Genomic DNA, 18008 nt, shown 5'->3' with positions numbered 1-18008 from the left:
CCCCAGTGTGACCGAGATCTCCGACTCAGACAGCGCCACGCTGGACTCGCTTCCTGAATTCACAGTAAGGTCCGAGGCGCCGAGGGGTGCGTACGCCGGCGGCGGTTCCGGGTGCGGGTCGGCAGGAGGGTGAACTTGTTAGAGAGTGTCTTCGGAGTGCACCCGACAATTTTGTTGGAACTGCTCACGATTCCGTTGTTCACGGGTGTCATCGGCTACATCACCAACTGGACCGGCGTGCTCATGCTGTTCAAGCCGATCCGGTTTCACGGGTTCCGGCTGCCGGGGTTGGCGGCGCTGTTTCCCTACCTGCCCAAGCGGATTCAGGTGCTGCCGTTGCTGCAGTACGACGGGCGGATGGGTTGGCAGGGGATCGTCCCGTCCCGCGCGGACAAGATGGCGAGCATCGCCGTCGATAAAGGTTTGGCGAAACTCGGGAGTGTCGCGGATTTCTATCGCGAGCTGGAACCCGACAAGCTTGCTGAACATTTGACTGAAATAGCGGAAACTCAGATCCACGACATCGTCGAGGACATCCTGCGCCGTGAACATCCGCAACTCTGGTACAACCTGCCGACCGGTATTCGCGAGATGGTCCACAACCGAGTTCGCGAGCAGTTGCCCGATATTCTGCGCGAACTCACCGACGAACTCGGCAACAACATCGACCAACTGCTGGATGTGAAGCAGATGGTCATTCGCTACTTCCAGGCGCGCCCGCAACTGCTCAACAGCCTTTTCCAGGTGCTGGGCGCCAAGGAACTGCGCTTCATGCAGAACTTCGGCTTCTACTTCGGCGCGCCCATGGGTCTGCTGCTGGTCGGCGTCCTGCACTGGACCGGCTGGTCGGCGCTGCTGGTGCTGCCGGTCGGCGGCATCGTCATCGGCTGGGTCGTCAACTGGGTCGGCATCAACATGATCTTCGCGCCGGCGTATCCGAAGTGGTGGTGCCCGTGGCGGCAGGGCCTGCTCATCAAGCGCCAGCCCGAGATCACCGAGGGGTACGCCGAGATGGTCGCCAGTCAGGTCATGACCGTCGCGAACATCGGCGACGAACTGCTCAACGGCCCGCGCAGCGACCGCACCATGCAGATGCTCCAGGACACCCTCAAGCCCGCCGCTGACCGCGCGCTGGGGCCCGCGCGCGGTGCGGTCAAGTTCATGCTGGGCAGTCGCGAATACGACTCGCTGCAGGACAGCTTCACCTCCGAGGCGATGAGCATCGCGCCCATCGCGTTCGCGGATCCGGCGTTCAATGTGCAGCAGGGCAAACAGGTCCAGGACTACATAGCCAAACAAATGTCGGCGCTGGCCCCGCCGGAGTTCGTCGACATGCTGCGATCGGCCATCAAACAAGATGAATGGCTCTTGTTTGTCCATGGCGGCGCGCTGGGGCTCCTGGCCGGTTACGCTCACCTCCTGATCTTCGGAACAGGAGTGGCTACCACATGGATATGACCGAATCCGACTCGGGCGAGGCGGAACCCGCGGATACCTCCACCGAGCTGCTGGTGCGCCGGGGCACACCACTGCCGGTTCCGGTTGCCGCGCGCGGTCTCGTCACCGGGCCGGTGCGCACCGCGACGGGCGTGGTGCGCGTGGCGGTGTCGGCCGCGGTGGAGGCGGGCACGTGGGGTCTGAGCACCGCGCTCGGGGTCACCTCGGTCGTCCTGCGCGGCAGCGTCGCCGGTCAGCCGCCGCGCGACATCCTCTCCGAAGCCCATGCGCAGGTCAGACATTCGGTCAGACAGGCGCTGGGCGTGCCCGCCCCGCACCCGGCCGATATCGCCCCCGAGGTCTCCCCCGCCACCGTCCTGCGTGCCCGCGGCGCCGAATTGCTCCGGCGCTCAGCCGATTTCCATGCCGAGGACGAGTCCCGTCACCATCCCGCGTACGCCCGGATCCTGGGCGAGCTGGCCCCGGACGAGGCCCGCGTCATTCGATTCCTCTATCTCGACGGCCCCCAGCCGATTCTGGTGGTGCGCACCGGCCGCACCGGCGCCGGCGGCGAGTTCACGCTGCTGGGCGACGACGCCGCGCTGCGCTACCCCAACCGGGTCGAGGAGTATCTGACCAATCTCGACCGGCTCGGACTGGTCGACATCGCGCGCGAACCACTCGGCAATCCGAACAGGTACCAGCTGCTCGAAGCGCTGCCCGAGGTGCGGAAGCTGTTGAAGCGCGCCGGATTCGGTACGAAGGTGCTGTACCGGACGATCGAACTGACCTCGTTCGGCGCGGGCTTCGTGCGCACCTGCCTGCCGGTGCCGGCGCTGGATCGAGCCGCGCTGGAACAGCACGGCTGATCGTCATCGAACGGCGCGGCTGATCGTCAGCCCTCGGCCAGTTCGGCCAACTCCATCCAGCGCTCCTCGGCCGCTTCCTTGTCCGCCTGCACCTGCTTGAGCTCGCTGCCCAGGCTGATCAGCTTGTCCGGGTCGGTGGCGGCGTCGGCCAGCGCGGTGTGCAGCTTGCCCTCGCGCTCGTCCAGCTTGGCGATGGACCGCTCCAGCTTGGCGAGCTCCTTGCGGGCGGCGCGGTAGGCGGCCGAATCCGTCGTGGCGGCACCGGAATCGGCGGCGGCCGCCCCGGCGTTGACGCCCGGCTTGGCCGCGGTCGCGGCGCGCCGCTTCAGGTACTCGGTGATGCCGCCAGGCAGGTTGGTGAGCTTGCCGTCGCCGAACAGCGCCCAGGTGGTGTCGCAGACGCGCTCGATCAGGTAGCGGTCGTGCGAGATGACGACCATGGTGCCGGGCCAGCCGTCGAGCAAGTCCTCGAGCTGCTGCAGGGTGTCGATGTCCAGGTCGTTGGTCGGCTCGTCCAGCAGCAGCACGTTGGGCTCGGACATCAGGATTCGCGTCAGCTGCAGGCGGCGGCGCTCACCGCCGGACAGATCCCCGACCGGCGTGCGCTGCTTGGCGGGGCTGAAGCCCAGGCGCTCGGCGAGCTGGCTGGCGGTGATCTCCTTGTCGCCGAGCATGGTTCGCATGGCGACGTCCTGAACCGCTTCCAGCGCGCGCATGTCCAGCGGCAGATCGTCGAGTTCCTGGCGCAGCCAGCCGATCTTGACGGTCTGACCCTGAATGCGCTTGCCGCTCTTGAGCGGCTGCTCCCCGGCCAGGGCGCGCAGCAGCGTGGTCTTACCGGAGCCGTTCACCCCGACCAGGCCGACGCGTTCGCCCGGCGCGAGCCGCCAGGTCAGGTCCTGCACCAGCTCCCGGTCGTCCGGGGTGGCCAGGGTGGCGCCCTCGAGTTCGATCACCACGCGGCCCAGCCGCCTGCGCGCGAACGAGGCCAGCTCGACGCTGTCGCGCGGGGCGGGCACGTTGGCGATCAGCGCCTCGGCGGCCTCGATGCGGTAGCGCGGCTTGGAGGTTCGAGCCGGCGCGCCGCGGCGCAGCCAGGCCAGTTCCTTGCGCGCCAGATTCTGGCGGCGGGCCTCGCTGGCGTCGGCCTGGCGGGTCCGCTCGGCGCGCGCGAAGATCCAGTCGTTGTAGCCGCCCTCGTAGGTCTCGACCTTGCCGCCCTGCACCTCCCAGGTGCGGGTGGCGACGGTGTCCAGGAACCAGCGATCGTGCGTCACGACCACCAGCGCGCTGCGCCGCGCGACCAGGTGCTCGGCCAGCCACTGCACGCCCTCGACGTCGAGGTGGTTGGTGGGCTCGTCGAGCACCAGCAGGTCCAGTTCGCGCACCAGGGCCGCGGCCAGGGCGGTGCGGCGGCGCTCACCACCGGAGAGGTTCGAGACCGGGGTGTCCATGCCCAGATCCGCGATGCCGATGCCCTCGACCACCGAGCGGATACGCGTGTTGGCCGCCCACTCGTGCTCGGCCACGCCGTCGGTCATCTGATCCTGGGCCAGACCCGCCAGCACCACCTCACCGACGGTCGAGCCCTCGGGCAGCACCCCGCGCTGGGTGACCACGGCGATCCGCAGGCCGCCGACGCGGCTCACGCGTCCACTGTCGGGCTGCTCGAGCCCGGTCAGCACCTCGAGCAGCGTGGTCTTGCCGCCGCCGTTGAGCCCCACCACACCGATCCGCTCGCCGGCGTGCACGCCGAGCGAGACGTTGTCCAGCAGCGGAGTGATCCCGAAGCTCTTCGAGACCTGCTCCAAGTTGATGAGGTTGGACATGACACTCCTCCGCCTCCCCGCCACTTCCGCGCACGGGTGAGAGCCGTCGATTTTCCTGCGTGCGTGCCGGAGGTCAAGTGCGTTGACCATGCTGGGCGTGCCCGGCGAGTTACCCCGACCGCACGGGATCGGTTGTCGCGCGATCACGGGGCCGTTTGCCGGTACCAACCCTATCGGTTCGGCCGCGCGGGCCGTCCGGCAGTGAGGTTCAGCGCCCGGGTGCGGCCGAGGGGCCACCGAGGATGCGGGCGCCGGGAACCGGGCCGTACGCGGTGCGCACGCTGCGGCACACGCCCGCGCCGGAGAGTTCGGCGGCGACCTCCACGGCGGCCTCCTCGTTCTCGCACAGGAAGGCGCAGGTGGGACCGGAGCCGGAGACGATGCCGGCCAGCGCACCGGCGGACACCCCCGCGCGCAGGGTGCGCCGGAGTTCGGGCGCCAGCGAGAGCGCGGCGGCCTGCAGGTCGTTGCCGAGCAGCGGCGCGAGCTGGCGGGGATCGCCCGAGGCCAGGGCCTGCAGCAGCGCCTGCGGGCTGTCCAGCCGGGGCGGGTCGCCGGCCGCGCGCAGGCGGTCGAGTTCGTGGAAGACCGCCGGGGTGGAGAGCCCGCCCTTGGCCAGGGCGAGCACCCAGTGGAAGGTGTTGCGGCACAGCACCGGTAGCAGTTCCTCGCCGCGCCCGCGGCCCAGCGCGGTACCGCCGTGCAGGGCGAAGGGCACATCGCTGCCGAGTTCGGCTGCGATGTCGAACAATTCGGCGCGCGCCAGGCCCAGTTCCCAGAGCTCGTTCAGCCCGAGCAGGGCGGCGGCCGCGTCGGCGCTGCCGCCCGCCATGCCGCCGGCGACCGGAATGCCTTTGGCGATGGCCATTTCCACCAGGGGCGCGCGCTCACCCAGGTCGGCCAGGCGTACGGCGGCCTTCCAGACCAGGTTGCCCTGATCGGTGGGCACCTGGTCGGCGCCCTCGCCACTGACCGTCACGGCCAGGGCCGCGGCCGGCGCGATCTCCAGATCGTCACTGAGGGAAAGGGCTTGGAAGACCGTGGTGAGATCGTGGTATCCGTCGGGACGGAGGTCGCCCACCCCGAGGTGCAGATTCACCTTCGAGGGCGCGCGCACGACGACGGGACGGGGCACAACAGACAGCACGCGCTCAGCCTAATCGGGGAATCGAGGTCCCGGTGCGCGCAGGGGGCGGAGTTCATCGGTGTTCATCGGCGTTCACCGGGACTTCCGGAACCCGACGAACTCCGCTCCCGGGGTTGTCGCCGCCTGGTCACAGGAGGGCGCCGCCGGTGGCGTCTATCCATTGGCCGGTGACCCAGCGCGCGTCGTGCGAGGCGAGAAAGCCCACGATGTCGGCGATTTCGCCGGGCTGGGCCACGCGGTTCAGCGGTGAGCGGGCCGCGGTGGCGGCCTGGCCCTCGGGGGTGCGCAGCCAGGCCGCGTTCATGTCGGTGTCGACCGCGCCGGGCGCGACGGCGTTGACGGTGATGCCGCGGGGGCCGAGTTGTTTGGCCAGGGTGCCGGTCAGTGCGTCGACGGCGGCCTTGGTCATGGTGTACGCGACGAGTTCGGGCAGGTGCGCGCCCCTGGTCAGTCCGGTGGAGACGTTGACGATGCGGCCGCCGTCGCGCAGGCGGCCGAGGCCGAGCTTGGTGACGAAGAACGGCGATTTGGTGTTGATCGCGAACACCCGGTCGAACGAGTGCTCGTCGGTGCCCTCGATGGGTTCGCGGATGCCGTCGGTGCCGGCGTTGTTGACCAGGATGTCGAGCCCGTCGGCGTGCGCGTCGAAGGCCGCCCAGAGGGCCTCGGCATCGCCGGGCACCCCGAGCGGGGCCGAGATGGCGAAGGCCGATCCGCCCGCCGACTCGATGGCGGCGACGGTCTCCTTCGCCGCGGCCGTATTGCCGTTGTAGTGCACCGCCACGCGGGCGCCGTCGCGGGCGAGCCGCTGCGCGATGGCCCGGCCGATGCCGCGTCCGCCGCCGGTGACCAGGGCCGTCTTGCCGGTGAGTGCGCTCATGTCGTTGCCACAGCCTTTCTTTAGTGATCGTTACAGAAGGGCACCGTAGCACATTGTTTAGCGAGCGCTATAAAATGAATCCATGGCAACGCCGGCCCGGGGACGCCCCCGCTCCTTCGATCGAGATGCCGCCCTGGACAAGGCTTTACGCCTGTTCTGGCGGCAGGGGTACGAGGCCACCTCGATCAGCGACCTCACCGGCGAACTCGGCATCGGCGCACCGAGCCTGTACGCCGCGTTCGGCGACAAGAAGCAGCTCTTCGACGAGACCATCACCGCGTACGGCGCGCGCTACGGCGGTTTCGCCGCGCGGGCGCTGGCCGAGGAGCCGACCGCCCGGGCCGCGGCGGCCAGGACCCTGCGCGAGGCCGCGATCGAGTACACGACCCCGGGCCAACCGGGCGGGTGCATGGTGATCAGCGCGGGGATCAACACCACCAACGCCGAGGTCGCGGCCCGGCTCGAGCGCCTGCGCAACGCCAACGTCGACGCCTTCGAACAGCGGATTCGAGCCGATGTCGCGGCGGGGATACTCCCGGCGGGGACGAACGCCGCGGCCCTGGCACGCTATATCGGCACGGTCATGCAGGGCATGTCGCAGTCCGCGCGCGACGGTGCGGACCGGGCGGAGTTGCTGACGGTGGCCGAGCTGGCCCTGCGCGCCTGGGACGAGGCCCCGGCCGGCGGCTGAGTATTCGATCGCGAAGCACTTGCGCCAGGTACCCATGGGGGGTATGTTTTCGGTGTCGGGGATACCCCCACACCGTATGAAGCGCGAGCCGAGGAGTCGAATCATGGCCACCAGCACCTACACCGTCACCGGCATGACCTGCGGCCACTGCGTCGGGTCGGTCAAGAAGGAGATCGGCAAGATCGATGGTGTGACCAGCGTCGATGTCGATCTCGCGAGCGGGCGCGTGCAGGTCGAGTCGGCCGCGCCGGTCGCCGACGCCGACATCGTCGCGGCCGTCGACGAAGCGGGCTACGAGGTGGCGGTCTAAATGAACGATCGCCTCAAGTTCGCGGCCTTCGGCGCCGGGCTGGTCGTGCTGTTCGGAGCGGCGCTCGGCATCGGCGCCCTGGTCGGCGATCCGACCGGGTCCGATTCGAGCGACAGCGACACCGCGAACGGGTTGCGGCAGAGCGAATCCGGCTACTCGCTGAGCGAGGTCGCCGCCCCGGCCGCCCCGAATCAGCAGGGGCCGCTGAGCTTCCGGATCGACGGCCCGCGGGGCGCGGTGACCGAGTTCGACACCCTGCACGAGAAGAAACTGCATCTGATCGTGGTGCGTTCGGACGCGAGCCAATTCCGGCACGTGCACCCGCAACTCGCCGCCGACGGCACCTGGTCGCTGGACTGGAAGTGGGCCGAGCCCGGTACCTACCGCGTCTTCGCCGACTTCTCCCCCGCCGGCGGCCCCGGTGAACTCACGCTGAGCCGCACCGTGACCGTGGCGGGCGACGCGGCGGACAAGCCGCTGCCGCCCCCGTCCAGGACCGCCACGGTGGACGGCTACCAGGTCACCCTCACCGGTGATCTGAACACCGCGGGCAGCGAACTGAGTTTCGCCATCGCCCGCGACGGCAAGCCGGTCACCGATCTGCAGCCGTACCTGGGCGCGTACGCGCACCTGGTGGCGCTGCGGGCGAGCGATCTCGCCTACTTGCACGTGCACCCGCAGGGCCAGGTCGGCAAGACACCGCCGGGACCGGACGTGTCGTTCCACGCCCAGGCGCCCAGCGACGGCGAATACCGCCTGTACCTGGACTTCTCACACAACGGCTCGGTGCACACCGCCGAGTTCACCACGAAGACGACACCGGCCGCGTCCACCTCGGACGGGCCCGCGCAACACGGAGGAGGTCACTGATGAGCGCACCGGCACCCGCCCGGTCGATCGAACTCGAGATCGGTGGCATGACCTGCGCCTCCTGCGCGTCCCGAATCGAGAAGAAGCTCAACAGAATCGACGGCGTCACCGCGACGGTCAACTACGCCACCGAGAAGGCCAAGGTCAGCTTCCCGGATTCGGTGACGGCCGACGACCTCATCGCCAAGGTCGAGGACACCGGCTACACCGCCGCCGTGCACAGCCCGGAACCGGTGAAACCCGATGCCCCGGAAGCCGATTCGGCGCCGACCGCGACCCAGCAGCTGCGCCATCGGCTGCTGGTGAGCCTGGCGCTGGCCATCCCCGTGGTCGCGATGGCCATGATTCCCGCGCTGCAGTTCACCAACTGGCAGTGGCTCTCGCTGACCCTCACCGCGCCCATCGTGGTGTGGGGCGGCGCGCAGTTCCACCGCGCGGCCTGGGTCAACGCCAAACACGGTGCGGCGACGATGGATACGCTCATCTCGCTGGGCACCGCGGCCGCGTTCGGCTGGTCGGTGTACGCGCTGTTCTTCGGCGACGCCGGCATGGCGGGCATGACGCATCCCTTCACCCTGACCATCGCCCGCGGTGACTCGTCCTCGGCGCTGTACTTCGAGGTCGCGGCCACGCTCATCACCGCGATTCTGGCGGGCCGCTACTTCGAGACCCGGTCCAAGGAGAAGGCGGGCTCGGCGCTGCGGGCACTGCTCGAACTCGGGGCCAAGGATGTGGCGGTGCTGCGCGACGGCGCCGAAATCCGGATCCCGGTCGGCGAATTGCGCGTCGGCGACGAGTTCCGGGTGCGCCCGGGCGAGAAGGTCGCCACCGACGGCACGGTGGTGCACGGCAATTCGGCGCTCGACATGAGCATGCTGACCGGCGAGTCCGTGCCGGTCGAGGTCGGGCCCGGCGATCAGGTCGTCGGCGCGACGGTGAACGCGGGCGGTCTGCTGACCGTGCGCGCCACCCGGGTCGGGGCCGATACCCAGCTGGCACAGATGGCGTCGCTGGTGGAGGACGCGCAGAACGGCAAGGCGCCCGTGCAGCGGCTCGCCGATCGGGTGGCCGGGGTGTTCGTGCCCATCGTCATCGGGATCTCCATCGCCGCACTGGGTTTCTGGCTCGGCACCGGCGCCGCGGTCTCGACCGCGTTCGGCGCGGCGGTGGCCGTGCTGATCATCGCCTGCCCGTGCGCCCTGGGCCTGGCCACACCGACCGCGCTGCTGGTGGGCACGGGTCGCGGTGCGCAGCTGGGGATTCTGATCAAGGGTCCGCAGGTGCTGGAGTCGACCCGGCGCATCGACACCGTGGTGCTGGACAAGACCGGCACCGTCACCACCGGGCGCATGTCCCTGGATCGGGTGATCCCGGCGGACGGCGTGGACGCGGCGGAACTGCTGGCGGTCGCGGCGGCGGTGGAGCACGGCTCCGAGCACCCGGTGGCCAAGGCCGTGGTGAGCGGGGCGGCCGAGCGGACGCTCGCGCTGGAACCGGTCGAGCAGTTCGTCAGCCACGGCGGCAAGGGCGTGCAGGGCCTGGTCGCCGAGCGCGCGGTCGTCATCGGGCGCACCGAGTTGCTCGCGGACTGGTCCATCACGCTCCCGAAGGCGCTGGCCGAGGCCAAGACCGAAGCCGAACAGCAGGGCAAGACCGCCATCGCGGTGGCCTGGGACGGGGAGGCGCGCGGCGTGCTCGTCATCGCCGACGCCGTCAAACCCACCAGCGCGCAGGCGATCTCGGAGATGCGGGCACTCGGGCTCACCCCCGTGCTGCTCACCGGCGACAACGCCGCCACCGCGCGGACGGTCGCCGATCAGGTCGGCATCGACGAGGTGATCGCCGAGGTGCTGCCCAGCGACAAGCTCGACGTGGTCAAGCGACTGCAGGAGCAGGGCAAGGTGGTCGCCATGGTCGGCGACGGCGTCAACGACGCGGCCGCCCTCGCCCAGGCCGATCTGGGCCTGGCCATGGGCACCGGCACCGACGTGGCCATCCAGGCCGCCGATCTGACGCTGGTGCGCGACGATCTGCGCTCGGTGCCGACGGCGATCAAGCTGTCGCGGGCCACGCTGCGCACGATCAAGGGCAACCTGTTCTGGGCCTTCGGCTACAACGTGGCGGCGATCCCGCTGGCGGCGGCGGGACTGCTCAATCCCATGCTCGCCGGCGCGGCCATGGCGCTGTCCAGTGTGTTCGTGGTCAGCAACAGTCTGCGACTGCGCCGGTTCGAGGGCTGAGCCGGATTGGGCAGCGGTCGAGACCGCCCACCGCACGGGGCCGTTCGGATCACCTGATCCGGACGGCCCTTTCGCATGCGCCGGGGGGTTTCGGGCCGGTGGGCGACGGCCGGATTCCGCCGGGTGGGTGGTCACCCGCGGGCACGCTGGTGTTCAATGGCTGCGACCGCGGTGGGGACCGCCTCGCCCGTGATGCCGAGGAGCGCGTTTCGTGACGACGATTGCCGAGTATTTGGTCGGCGGGGATGTTCAGATCACCCCGGTGGCCGTGGGAGAAGCCGGGGCGCCGGAGATCTCGATCTCCGTGCCCGAGGGCTGGCTCACCGTCGACACGGCCATGTTCCCGGGCGCCTACGGGGTGTGGACGCTCCCGCCGGAGGACGGCTGGGCCGACAACGTGGTGCTGCTGCTCGGCAGGCTGTCCAAGCCGGTCGACGCCGCCGAACTGCTGGAGTGCTCGTTCTCCGATGCCCGCCAGCTGCCGCAGTGGCAGGAGCTGGGCGCGGAAATCGGTGACTACCAGGGCTATCCGTCGGCCTCGGTGACCGGCACCTACGCGGTGGAGCAGCTCGGCCTGTGGGTGCACACCCGCTACGTGCTGGTGGCCGTGGGCACCTACGAGTACCTGGTGCAGGCCACCTTCACCGCCCGCGCCGACGGCCCGGGCATCGACCCGGCCACCATCGGCAGCCTGCGGGTCGCCGTCTAGCGACGCCGCGGCGGTGTGACCCGAGGTCACGCCGGGCGCGGTGGGCGCGATTGGCGATGCCGTCTTTCGACTACCGGCTGGACACCGGCGCGAGTGCGCGCTCGCCCCGGGCTCAGCTCTCCGGCGTCTGTTGAGCCAGCCGGACGAACGCGGCGGTGTCCAGGGTCTCGCCGCGGGCGGTGGGCGCGATTCCCGCTGCCACCAGGCGCCTTTCGGCCTCGACCGGGGAACCCGCCCAGCCCGCCAGGGCCGCGCGCAGCGTCTTGCGGCGCTGCGCGAAGGCGGCGTCGACGACCTCGTAGACGCGCCTGCGGTGCGATTCGTCCATGGGCCAGGGGGATTCGGTGAAGCGGTCGATGCGCACCAGTCCGGATTCGACCTGCGGCACCGGCCAGAAGATCTGGCGGCCAACGGTTCCCGCGCGCTTCACGGTGCCGAAGAAACCGGCTTTCACGCTCGGCACGCCGTAGATCCGGCCGCCGGGCACGGCGGCGAGGCGATCGGCGACCTCGAGCTGCACCATCACGAGAGTCGTTCGAATGCTGGGCAATTCGGCCAGCAGGTGCAGCAGCACGGGCACGGCGACGTTGTAGGGCAGGTTCGCAACCAGCGCGGTCGGGGCGGCGGGCAGATCCGCGGCCTGCACCCGCAGCGCGTCCGCCTGCACGACGGTGAGCCGGTCGGCGAGGGTCGGCGCGCGATCCTTGACCGTCTGCGGCAGATGCTCGGCGAGGTTCGGGTCGATCTCCACCGCGATGACGCGGTCGGCGGCGTCGAGCAGGCCCAGGGTCAGCGAGCCGAGACCGGGGCCGACCTCGAGCACCACGTCGTCGCGGCCCACGCTGCCCGCGGCGACGATGCGGCGCACGGTGTTGGCGTCGTGGACGAAGTTCTGTCCGAGCTGCTTGGTCGGGCGCACCCCGAATCGCTCCGCGAGCACCCGCACTTCGGCGGGCCCGAGCAGGGCGGCTTCTCCTCGACCGGCGTTCTCTGGTTCGGACACCCTGGGAAACCTATCAACCCGGGCCCGGTCACCGCCCCGACACCCCGCGCCGAGCGCGCCCGGACGGTCGGTGAGCCCCGTCTCCACCGCGGCCGGCGCGGTGCGTGACTCGGTGATCGATGACCGCCGTCGCCGCACCGGCCGGGCCCGGCGGCTCAGGACTGGACGGGGGTGGCGAGCACGCGGCCGATGAAGGCGTCGATCGCGGACCACATCTGCGGATTGAGTTCGGTGTGGCTGCCGGTGCCGGTCACAGTCGTGAAGTCGACACCGTTGGCGGCGAACTGGCCGGCGAGGGCGACGTGCAGCGGGGAGGGCACGGTGACGTCGGTCAGGTTGAGCAGCAGCAGGATCGGCTCGTCGTAACCGTTGACCGGCACCGCCATGTAGTCGGTGATCGCGGCCCGGAAGCGCGGGTCGGCCAGCGGGCGGGCGAGCAGATCTCCGATGGAGAGGCCGTTGGTGATCTTCATGATGTCCATGAAGCAGAGGCTGCCCGCCTGATCGAAGACCTCGCGGCCGCGCGGGGTGAGGTAGCTGTCCATATCCAGATCCGGGCGGGTCTCGCGCAGGCCGACCAGCATGCTGACGATGAAGGTGTCCACGGCGTTGCCGTTGTCGCCGGGGATGTCCGGCACGTACGGTCCGGTCAGCGGGACGAACTTCTCCACATCCGAGGCCGGGTCGACGGCGATGGTGCCGCGGAAGTCCAATTCCGGTGCGCGCGTGGACTGCAGGTGCGCCGCGCCGAGCGCCGCGTGGCCGCCCTGGGAGAACCCGATCACCGACCAGGTGCGCGAGAGTTCGGGCCGGGCCGCGCGCGCGGCCTGCACCAGGTCGATGGTGGCGGTCGCCTCGCTGCGCAGTTCGAGGTACGGGTGCGGGCCGGTGTCGAAACCGCCGAGCCCCAGGTAATCCGGTGCGACGACGGCGAAGCCCTTGGACACCAGGTAGTTCAGGAACTGGTCTTCCTTGGGGCGCGCGACCCGGGTGGTGTCGCTCTGGCCGCCGCAGTTCGGGCCGAGGCCGGAGGTGCCGTGGTCGTAGGCCATGATCGGCCAGCCGCCCTCGGGGGCCGGGCCGTCGGGCAGGATCAGCGCGCCGCTGGCCCGCACGGGCGCGCCGTTGGAGCGTTCGGTCCAGTAGTTCACCGCGTAGCCGTGGGCGAGTCCGCGCCAGCCGGGAGCCTGGGCGGTGACATCGATCAGCGAGCCGCTGGTCGCCGCCTGGGCGGGCGCCGCGGGCAGGGCGAGCAGGCCGCTCGCCACCACCGCCGCCGCGGTGGCAACTCGGATACGCCAATCGAACAACCGCATGAAACCTCCATCAGATGGTTCTGTCGCGTGTGTCGCGCGCCGGAAAGCTTAGCCATCGAAACTGGTCATACGATTAAGAGAACTCTATGAGCGGCGACCGCACATGACTTCAGGACAAATCGACCGGTCATCGGTATCGCCGACCATTGACGCGAAGTGAAACTTGTTCTAATTTCCCGTCATGTTGCGTAGATACGACGGACGTCGAGTACTTGTCACGGGAGCCGGTTCGGGCATCGGCCAGGGCATCGCCCTGCGCCTGCTCTCCGAAGGCGCACAGCTGGTCGCGGCGGATATCAACGACGAGGGTCTGAAGACCACCGTCGAGGCCGCGACCGAGGAACAGCGCGCACGCCTGCGCACGCTGACCCTGGACGTCGCGAATCCGGAATCGGTGAGCGCCACCGTGGCCGCGGCCGTCGAATTCCTCGGCGGGCTGGACGTTCTGGTGAACGCGGCGGGCATCATGCGCGCCGGGCACACCCACGAACTGCCCCTGGACATCTGGAACACGGTGCTCGCGGTGAACCTCACCGGCACCTTCCTGGTGACCCAGCAGGCCCTGCCGCACCTCATCGAGACCCAGCGCGGCGTGGTGGTGAACTTCTCCTCCACCTCGGCGTTCGGCTCGGTGCCCTACATGTCGGCCTACGCCGCCTCCAAGGCGGGCGTCAACGCCTTCACCCACGCCATCGCCCTGGAATACGTGAAACAGGGTCTGCGCGCGGTGAACATCGTCCCCGGCGGGATCGGGACCGGACTGACCGCCGGCCTCGACCTGCCCGCCGACGCCGACTGGAGCCTGCTGGCCCGCCTCCCCGGCTGGATCGAGGGCGGCATGCTCGGCAAGCCCGAGGATGTGGCGGGCGCGGTGGCGATGGTGGCCTCCGACGACGGGCGCTACATCACCGGCACCGAGATCCGCGTGGACGGCGGCGCACTGATGTAGGTGCGTGTCAGCTGATGCCGAGGCGGCTGGTGCAGGCGGGCCAGGCACCCCAGCCCTGGCGGGCGCGAGTCACCTCGGCGATCGCGATCTGCTCCTCGCGGGTCGCGAGATCCGCGCGGGGGGCGTAGCGGAGGCCGCCCTGGCGGGCCCAGGTGTTGGCGTCGAACTGGATGCCGCCGTAGTAGCCGTTGCCGGTGTTGATGGCCCAGTTGCCGTTGGACTCGCACTTGGCCAGGGCATCCCAGGTGTGGCCGTCGCGGACCTCGGGCACCTCGGTGCCGGGCTTGGTGCCCTTGCGGACGGTCTTGGGCGCGGCGGCCACGATGACCGTGTGCGTGACCGGATCCTTCGCGGCCTCATGGCCGTTCACGATCGAGACCGCGAAAGTGACGTCCTGGGTACCGGGTACGCCCGGGTTCTCCACGACCGTCCGGCTCTGATTGAGGGTCGGATCCTCGATGATGTTCTCTTCGGGCTCCAAAGGCAGCCGCTCGGTGCGCTTTTCGACGTACTTGCGGGTGACGACGATCTTCATGCCGTCGGTGAGCGCGGTGTCCGGGCCCGGCACGACCGAATCCTGATCGACCAGCGGGCGGCCCTGCTCCTCGAGCAGCTTCCCGACCGTCGGCGCGGCCAGGCGCACCAGGCCGGGCGCGCCGCCGTTGTCGGACAGCTCCACGGTGCGCGGGTTGGTGATCAGCAGCGCGGCGCCCTCGAGCGGCAGCGGGGAGGGGCGCGCGGGCGAGGTGTACACGTCGCCGGGCAGATTCAGCTTCACGATGGCCTCGGCCACGGTGAGCGCGGTCGTCCACGCCTTGGACGGGCGGCCGTCCACGATCATGGCGACCTCGCGCGCGCGATTCAGCGTGATGGTCCCGCCATCGCTGATCTTCGCACCGGCGGAAGGGGATACGTCGTCGCGACCGCTGATCCCGTAGCCCGCGTCCTTGAGCACGCCGCGCACATCGCCGTACATGGTGTGCTGGGTGATGGACATGCCGTCCACCACCACGGTGACCGTCTTCTTGTTCACGATCGCCACGCCCGCACCGACGATGAGCGTGACGAGCATCGCCGCGATGGCGCCGTACAGCAGCGGCGATCGCGACGAATTGATCTTCGTCAGTGGCTTCATCGATAGTCTCGGCATGGTCACAGTACGATAACGAGGGCCGGGGGAATTGACAATGGAAACGCGGTGACCCGCGGTTGCGAATATTACGAAGTCATATAGCGCCGCAGGTGGATCACGGCGCGGGCCAATCATAGTGAGCGAGGCCACACCTCGCGAATCGGACGGTCAGATGCCGTAGACCCGCCTGGCATTGGCGGTGGTGATCTTGGCCAGGGTCTGCGGATCCTGTTCCCGTACTTCCGCGAGCGCGCGCACGGTATAGGGCAGCATGTACGACTCGTTCGGTGCGCCGCGGAACGGATGCGGGGTCAGAAACGGCGCGTCCGTTTCGACCAGAATCTGTGCGTCCGGAACGACTTTCGCCGCCTCCCGCAATTCATGGGCGTTCTTGAAACTCACCGTGCCGGAGAAACTCAGCACGTAGCCCTCGTCCACGCACGCCATGGCCATATTGGCGTCGGAGGAGAAGCAGTGGAAGATCACCGTTTCCGGCGCGCCCTCGTCCAGCAGCACGGTGAGCAAATCATGATCGGCTTCGCGGTTGTGGATCATGAGCGGTTTGCCCAGCCGCTTGGCGAGGTCGATGTGCCAGCGGAAACCCTCCACCTGCGTCTCGATGTCCGCGCACCCGTCGAGCTTGCCGGGCCAGTAGTAGTCGAGCCCGGTCTCCCCCACCGCGACCACCCGCGGGTCCGCGGCCAGCGCCTCGAGTTCGGCCTTGGCCGCCTCGTCCAGCGCGTTCGCCCGGGTCGGATGCAGCGCGACGGCCGCGTATACCCGCCTGTCCCAGTTCGCCGCCCGGACCGCGAAGCGCGCGGCGTCGAGATCGTCGGCGATGGTCACCACTTCGCGCACACCCGCGGCCTCGGCCCGATCCACAATCGCGGCAACCGATTCCGCGTCCGTCGCACCGCAGGCGTCCAGATGCGTATGCGCGTCGATGAGCGGGAACAGCGGCTGGGGCGGTTCGGGGGCCGGTCGGGTGTTACGCATGGTCGACACCGGCGACGGGGATATTCACGCGAGTGGCAGCAGGCACGCAGATTAGAGTAGTCACCACCATGAGTGCATCCGATCGCCCCGCCTTCTACGTGACCACGGCCATTGCGTACCCCAACGGTGCACCGCACATGGGTCACGCCTACGAATACATCTCCACCGATGCCCTGGCCCGCTTCAAGCGGCTGGACGGTTTCGATGTGTTCTTCATGACCGGCACCGACGAGCACGGGCAGAAGGTGCAGCAGGCGGCCAAGGCCGCCGGCGTTCCGGAGCAGGAGTACGCCGCGCGCAACTCCGACGTCTTCGAACGCCTGGACAAGGCCCTGGATGTCTCCTACGACCGGTTCATTCGCACCACCGACGCCGATCACCACGCCGCGTCCATCGCGCTCTGGGAGAAGATCGCCGCCAACGGCGACATCTACCTCGACACCTACGCGGGCTGGTACTCCGTGCGTGACGAGGCGTTCTACGCCGAGGACGAGACCACCGTCCTCGAGGACGGCACCCGCGTGTCCACCGAGAGCCGGACCCCGGTCGAGTGGACCGAGGAGTCGAACTACTTCTTCCGCCTGTCCGCGTACCAGGACCGGCTGCTCGAGCTGTTCGAGCAGGACCCAGAGTTCCTCGCGCCCGCGACCCGCCGCAACGAGATCGTCTCGTACGTGAAGTCGGGCCTGAAGGATCTGTCCATCTCGCGCACCACCTTCGACTGGGGCGTTCCGGTGCCCGGCGATCCGGCGCACGTGATGTACGTGTGGATGGACGCGCTCACCAACTACCTCACCGGCGCGGGTTACCCGGACGTCGAGTCCGAGCGTTTCCGCAAGTTCTGGCCCGCCGACGTGCACATCATCGGCAAGGACATCACGCGCTTCCACGCCATCTACTGGCCCGCGTTCCTCATGTCGGCCGACATCGCCCTGCCGAAGCGCGTTTTCGCGCACGGGTTCCTGTACAACAAGGGCGAGAAGATGTCGAAGTCGACCGGCAACGTGGTCGATCCGATGGAACTGGTGGACACCTACGGCCTGGACGCCGTGCGCTTCTTCCTGCTGCGCGAGATCTCCTACGGGCAGGACGGCTCGTACAGCCACGAGGGCATCGTCGGCCGCATCAACACCGACCTGGCCAACGAGTACGGCAATCTCGCCCAGCGCTGCCTGAAGATGGTGCTGCGCGATTTCGGCGGCGTGGTCCCGACTCCCGGCGATTTCACCGATGAGGACAAAGCGCTGCTCGAGCGTGCGAACGGCCTGCTGGAGAAGGTGCGCGCCGAATTCGACCAGCAGCTCATCCATCTGGGCCTCGAGCAGCTGTGGCTGACCCTCGGTGAGACCAACCGCTACTTCTCCGCGCAGGCCCCGTGGACGCTGGCCAAGTCGGGCACCCCGGAGGATGTCGCGCGCGAGGGCACCATCCTCTACGTGACCATGGAGGTGCTGCGCATCGTGACCCTGCTGGCGCAGCCGGTGATTCCGGGCGCGGCCGGCCGGATCCTGGATCTGCTCGGCCAGACCGATCGCGATTTCGCGGCCATCGCCACCCCGCTGGCGCCCGGTCTGGCGCTGCCCGAGCCGGCGGTCGTGTTCCCGAAGTTCGTGGAGCCCAAGGCTTATCG

16 protein-coding genes are annotated in these 18008 nt (G+C 69.3%); 9 read left to right on the top strand and 7 right to left on the bottom strand.

Annotation, left to right across the window (positions count from 1 at the left end):
• The first annotated feature begins 111 nt into the window (after positions 1-111).
• Both ACWIGI_RS40280 and ACWIGI_RS40275 read left to right on the top strand, forming a co-directional pair.
• Complete coding sequence (locus tag ACWIGI_RS40280) at positions 112-1458, top strand: hypothetical protein (RefSeq protein WP_454208934.1); 1347 nt, start codon at positions 112-114, stop codon at positions 1456-1458.
• Positions 1455-2306, top strand: coding sequence for an Abi-alpha family protein (locus ACWIGI_RS40275; RefSeq protein ID WP_454208932.1), 852 nt, complete (start codon positions 1455-1457; stop codon positions 2304-2306). The genes ACWIGI_RS40280 and ACWIGI_RS40275 overlap by 4 nt, the downstream gene beginning before the upstream one ends.
• A gap of 26 nt (positions 2307-2332) precedes the next feature.
• Here the strand turns inward: ACWIGI_RS40275 and ACWIGI_RS40270 are convergent, their stop codons facing one another.
• From ACWIGI_RS40270 to ACWIGI_RS40260, 3 genes are all read right to left on the bottom strand, one after another.
• Complete coding sequence (locus ACWIGI_RS40270; RefSeq protein WP_454208930.1) at positions 2333-4135, bottom strand: ABC-F family ATP-binding cassette domain-containing protein; 1803 nt, start codon at positions 4133-4135, stop codon at positions 2333-2335.
• Between the two features lie 208 nt (positions 4136-4343).
• Positions 4344-5282, bottom strand: a complete 939-nt coding sequence (locus tag ACWIGI_RS40265; protein WP_454208928.1) for a 4-(cytidine 5'-diphospho)-2-C-methyl-D-erythritol kinase — start codon at positions 5280-5282, stop codon at positions 4344-4346.
• A 127-nt stretch (positions 5283-5409) separates the two neighbouring features.
• The gene (locus ACWIGI_RS40260; RefSeq protein ID WP_454208926.1) at positions 5410-6162 is read right to left on the bottom strand and encodes an SDR family oxidoreductase; all 753 of its coding nucleotides are present in this window, start codon (positions 6160-6162) and stop codon (positions 5410-5412) included.
• 82 nt (positions 6163-6244) lie between these two features.
• Between ACWIGI_RS40260 and ACWIGI_RS40255 the strand changes: the two genes are divergently transcribed.
• The 5 genes from ACWIGI_RS40255 (at position 6245) to ACWIGI_RS40235 (ending at position 10982) form a co-directional block, all read left to right on the top strand.
• Positions 6245-6853: a TetR/AcrR family transcriptional regulator gene (locus ACWIGI_RS40255; protein WP_454208924.1), complete on the top strand. Its 609-nt coding sequence runs from the start codon at positions 6245-6247 to the stop codon at positions 6851-6853.
• 103 nt (positions 6854-6956) lie between these two features.
• Entirely contained in the window at positions 6957-7163 is a 207-nt protein-coding gene (locus tag ACWIGI_RS40250; RefSeq protein WP_354985196.1) for a heavy-metal-associated domain-containing protein, read from the top strand.
• The gene (locus ACWIGI_RS40245) at positions 7164-8033 is read left to right on the top strand and encodes a hypothetical protein (RefSeq protein WP_454208923.1); all 870 of its coding nucleotides are present in this window, start codon (positions 7164-7166) and stop codon (positions 8031-8033) included. It begins immediately after the preceding gene.
• Positions 8033-10273: a heavy metal translocating P-type ATPase gene (locus ACWIGI_RS40240; protein ID WP_454208922.1), complete on the top strand. Its 2241-nt coding sequence runs from the start codon at positions 8033-8035 to the stop codon at positions 10271-10273. The genes ACWIGI_RS40245 and ACWIGI_RS40240 overlap by 1 nt, the downstream gene beginning before the upstream one ends.
• Before the next feature lie 211 nt (positions 10274-10484).
• Positions 10485-10982, top strand: a complete 498-nt coding sequence (locus ACWIGI_RS40235) for an LpqN/LpqT family lipoprotein (RefSeq protein ID WP_454208921.1) — start codon at positions 10485-10487, stop codon at positions 10980-10982.
• Between the two features lie 112 nt (positions 10983-11094).
• Here ACWIGI_RS40235 and rsmA read toward each other — a convergent pair whose 3' ends face one another.
• Together rsmA and ACWIGI_RS40225 are read right to left on the bottom strand one after the other, a co-directional pair.
• Positions 11095-11985: a 16S rRNA (adenine(1518)-N(6)/adenine(1519)-N(6))-dimethyltransferase RsmA gene (gene rsmA / locus ACWIGI_RS40230; protein WP_454208920.1), complete on the bottom strand. Its 891-nt coding sequence runs from the start codon at positions 11983-11985 to the stop codon at positions 11095-11097.
• Positions 11986-12140: 155 nt separating this feature from the next.
• Complete coding sequence (locus ACWIGI_RS40225) at positions 12141-13301, bottom strand: alpha/beta fold hydrolase (protein ID WP_454208919.1); 1161 nt, start codon at positions 13299-13301, stop codon at positions 12141-12143.
• Positions 13302-13485: 184 nt separating this feature from the next.
• On the opposite strand from ACWIGI_RS40225, the gene ACWIGI_RS40220 reads away from it, so the two are divergent.
• Positions 13486-14250 carry an SDR family NAD(P)-dependent oxidoreductase gene (locus ACWIGI_RS40220; RefSeq protein ID WP_454208967.1) on the top strand — a complete coding sequence of 255 codons (765 nt, stop codon included), beginning with the start codon at positions 13486-13488 and terminating at the stop codon, positions 14248-14250.
• Positions 14251-14257: 7 nt separating this feature from the next.
• On the opposite strand, the gene ACWIGI_RS40215 is transcribed toward ACWIGI_RS40220, so the two are convergent.
• Both ACWIGI_RS40215 and ACWIGI_RS40210 read right to left on the bottom strand, forming a co-directional pair.
• Complete coding sequence (locus ACWIGI_RS40215) at positions 14258-15385, bottom strand: transglycosylase family protein (protein WP_454208918.1); 1128 nt, start codon at positions 15383-15385, stop codon at positions 14258-14260.
• 165 nt (positions 15386-15550) lie between these two features.
• Positions 15551-16378 carry a TatD family hydrolase gene (locus ACWIGI_RS40210; protein WP_454208917.1) on the bottom strand — a complete coding sequence of 276 codons (828 nt, stop codon included), beginning with the start codon at positions 16376-16378 and terminating at the stop codon, positions 15551-15553.
• Between the two features lie 68 nt (positions 16379-16446).
• Here ACWIGI_RS40210 and metG point away from each other — a divergent pair.
• Positions 16447-18008 (top strand): methionine--tRNA ligase (gene metG, locus ACWIGI_RS40205; protein WP_454208916.1); only part of this gene is annotated, 1562 nt, incomplete at its 3' end.

Source organism: Nocardia sp. NPDC055321, from assembly GCF_053645575.1.
Note: the sequence above shows the minus strand (reverse complement) of the source record. Positions and strands in the feature narration are given on the sequence as shown.

Bases quoted from the DNA above. Each gene is read 5' to 3' on its own strand.
- ACWIGI_RS40275 (WP_454208932.1), top strand. From the start codon at position 1,455: ATGACCGAATCCGACTCGGGCGAGGCGGAACCCGCGGATACCTCCACC.
- ACWIGI_RS40270 (WP_454208930.1), bottom strand. From the start codon at position 4,135: ATGTCCAACCTCATCAACTTGGAGCAGGTCTCGAAGAGCTTCGGGATC.
- ACWIGI_RS40260 (WP_454208926.1), bottom strand. From the start codon at position 6,162: ATGAGCGCACTCACCGGCAAGACGGCCCTGGTCACCGGCGGCGGACGC.
- ACWIGI_RS40255 (WP_454208924.1), top strand. From the start codon at position 6,245: ATGGCAACGCCGGCCCGGGGACGCCCCCGCTCCTTCGATCGAGATGCC.
- ACWIGI_RS40250 (WP_354985196.1), top strand. From the start codon at position 6,957: ATGGCCACCAGCACCTACACCGTCACCGGCATGACCTGCGGCCACTGC.
- ACWIGI_RS40245 (WP_454208923.1), top strand. From the start codon at position 7,164: ATGAACGATCGCCTCAAGTTCGCGGCCTTCGGCGCCGGGCTGGTCGTG.
- ACWIGI_RS40240 (WP_454208922.1), top strand. From the start codon at position 8,033: ATGAGCGCACCGGCACCCGCCCGGTCGATCGAACTCGAGATCGGTGGC.
- ACWIGI_RS40225 (WP_454208919.1), bottom strand. From the start codon at position 13,301: ATGCGGTTGTTCGATTGGCGTATCCGAGTTGCCACCGCGGCGGCGGTG.
- ACWIGI_RS40215 (WP_454208918.1), bottom strand. From the start codon at position 15,385: ATGAAGCCACTGACGAAGATCAATTCGTCGCGATCGCCGCTGCTGTAC.
- ACWIGI_RS40210 (WP_454208917.1), bottom strand. From the start codon at position 16,378: ATGCGTAACACCCGACCGGCCCCCGAACCGCCCCAGCCGCTGTTCCCG.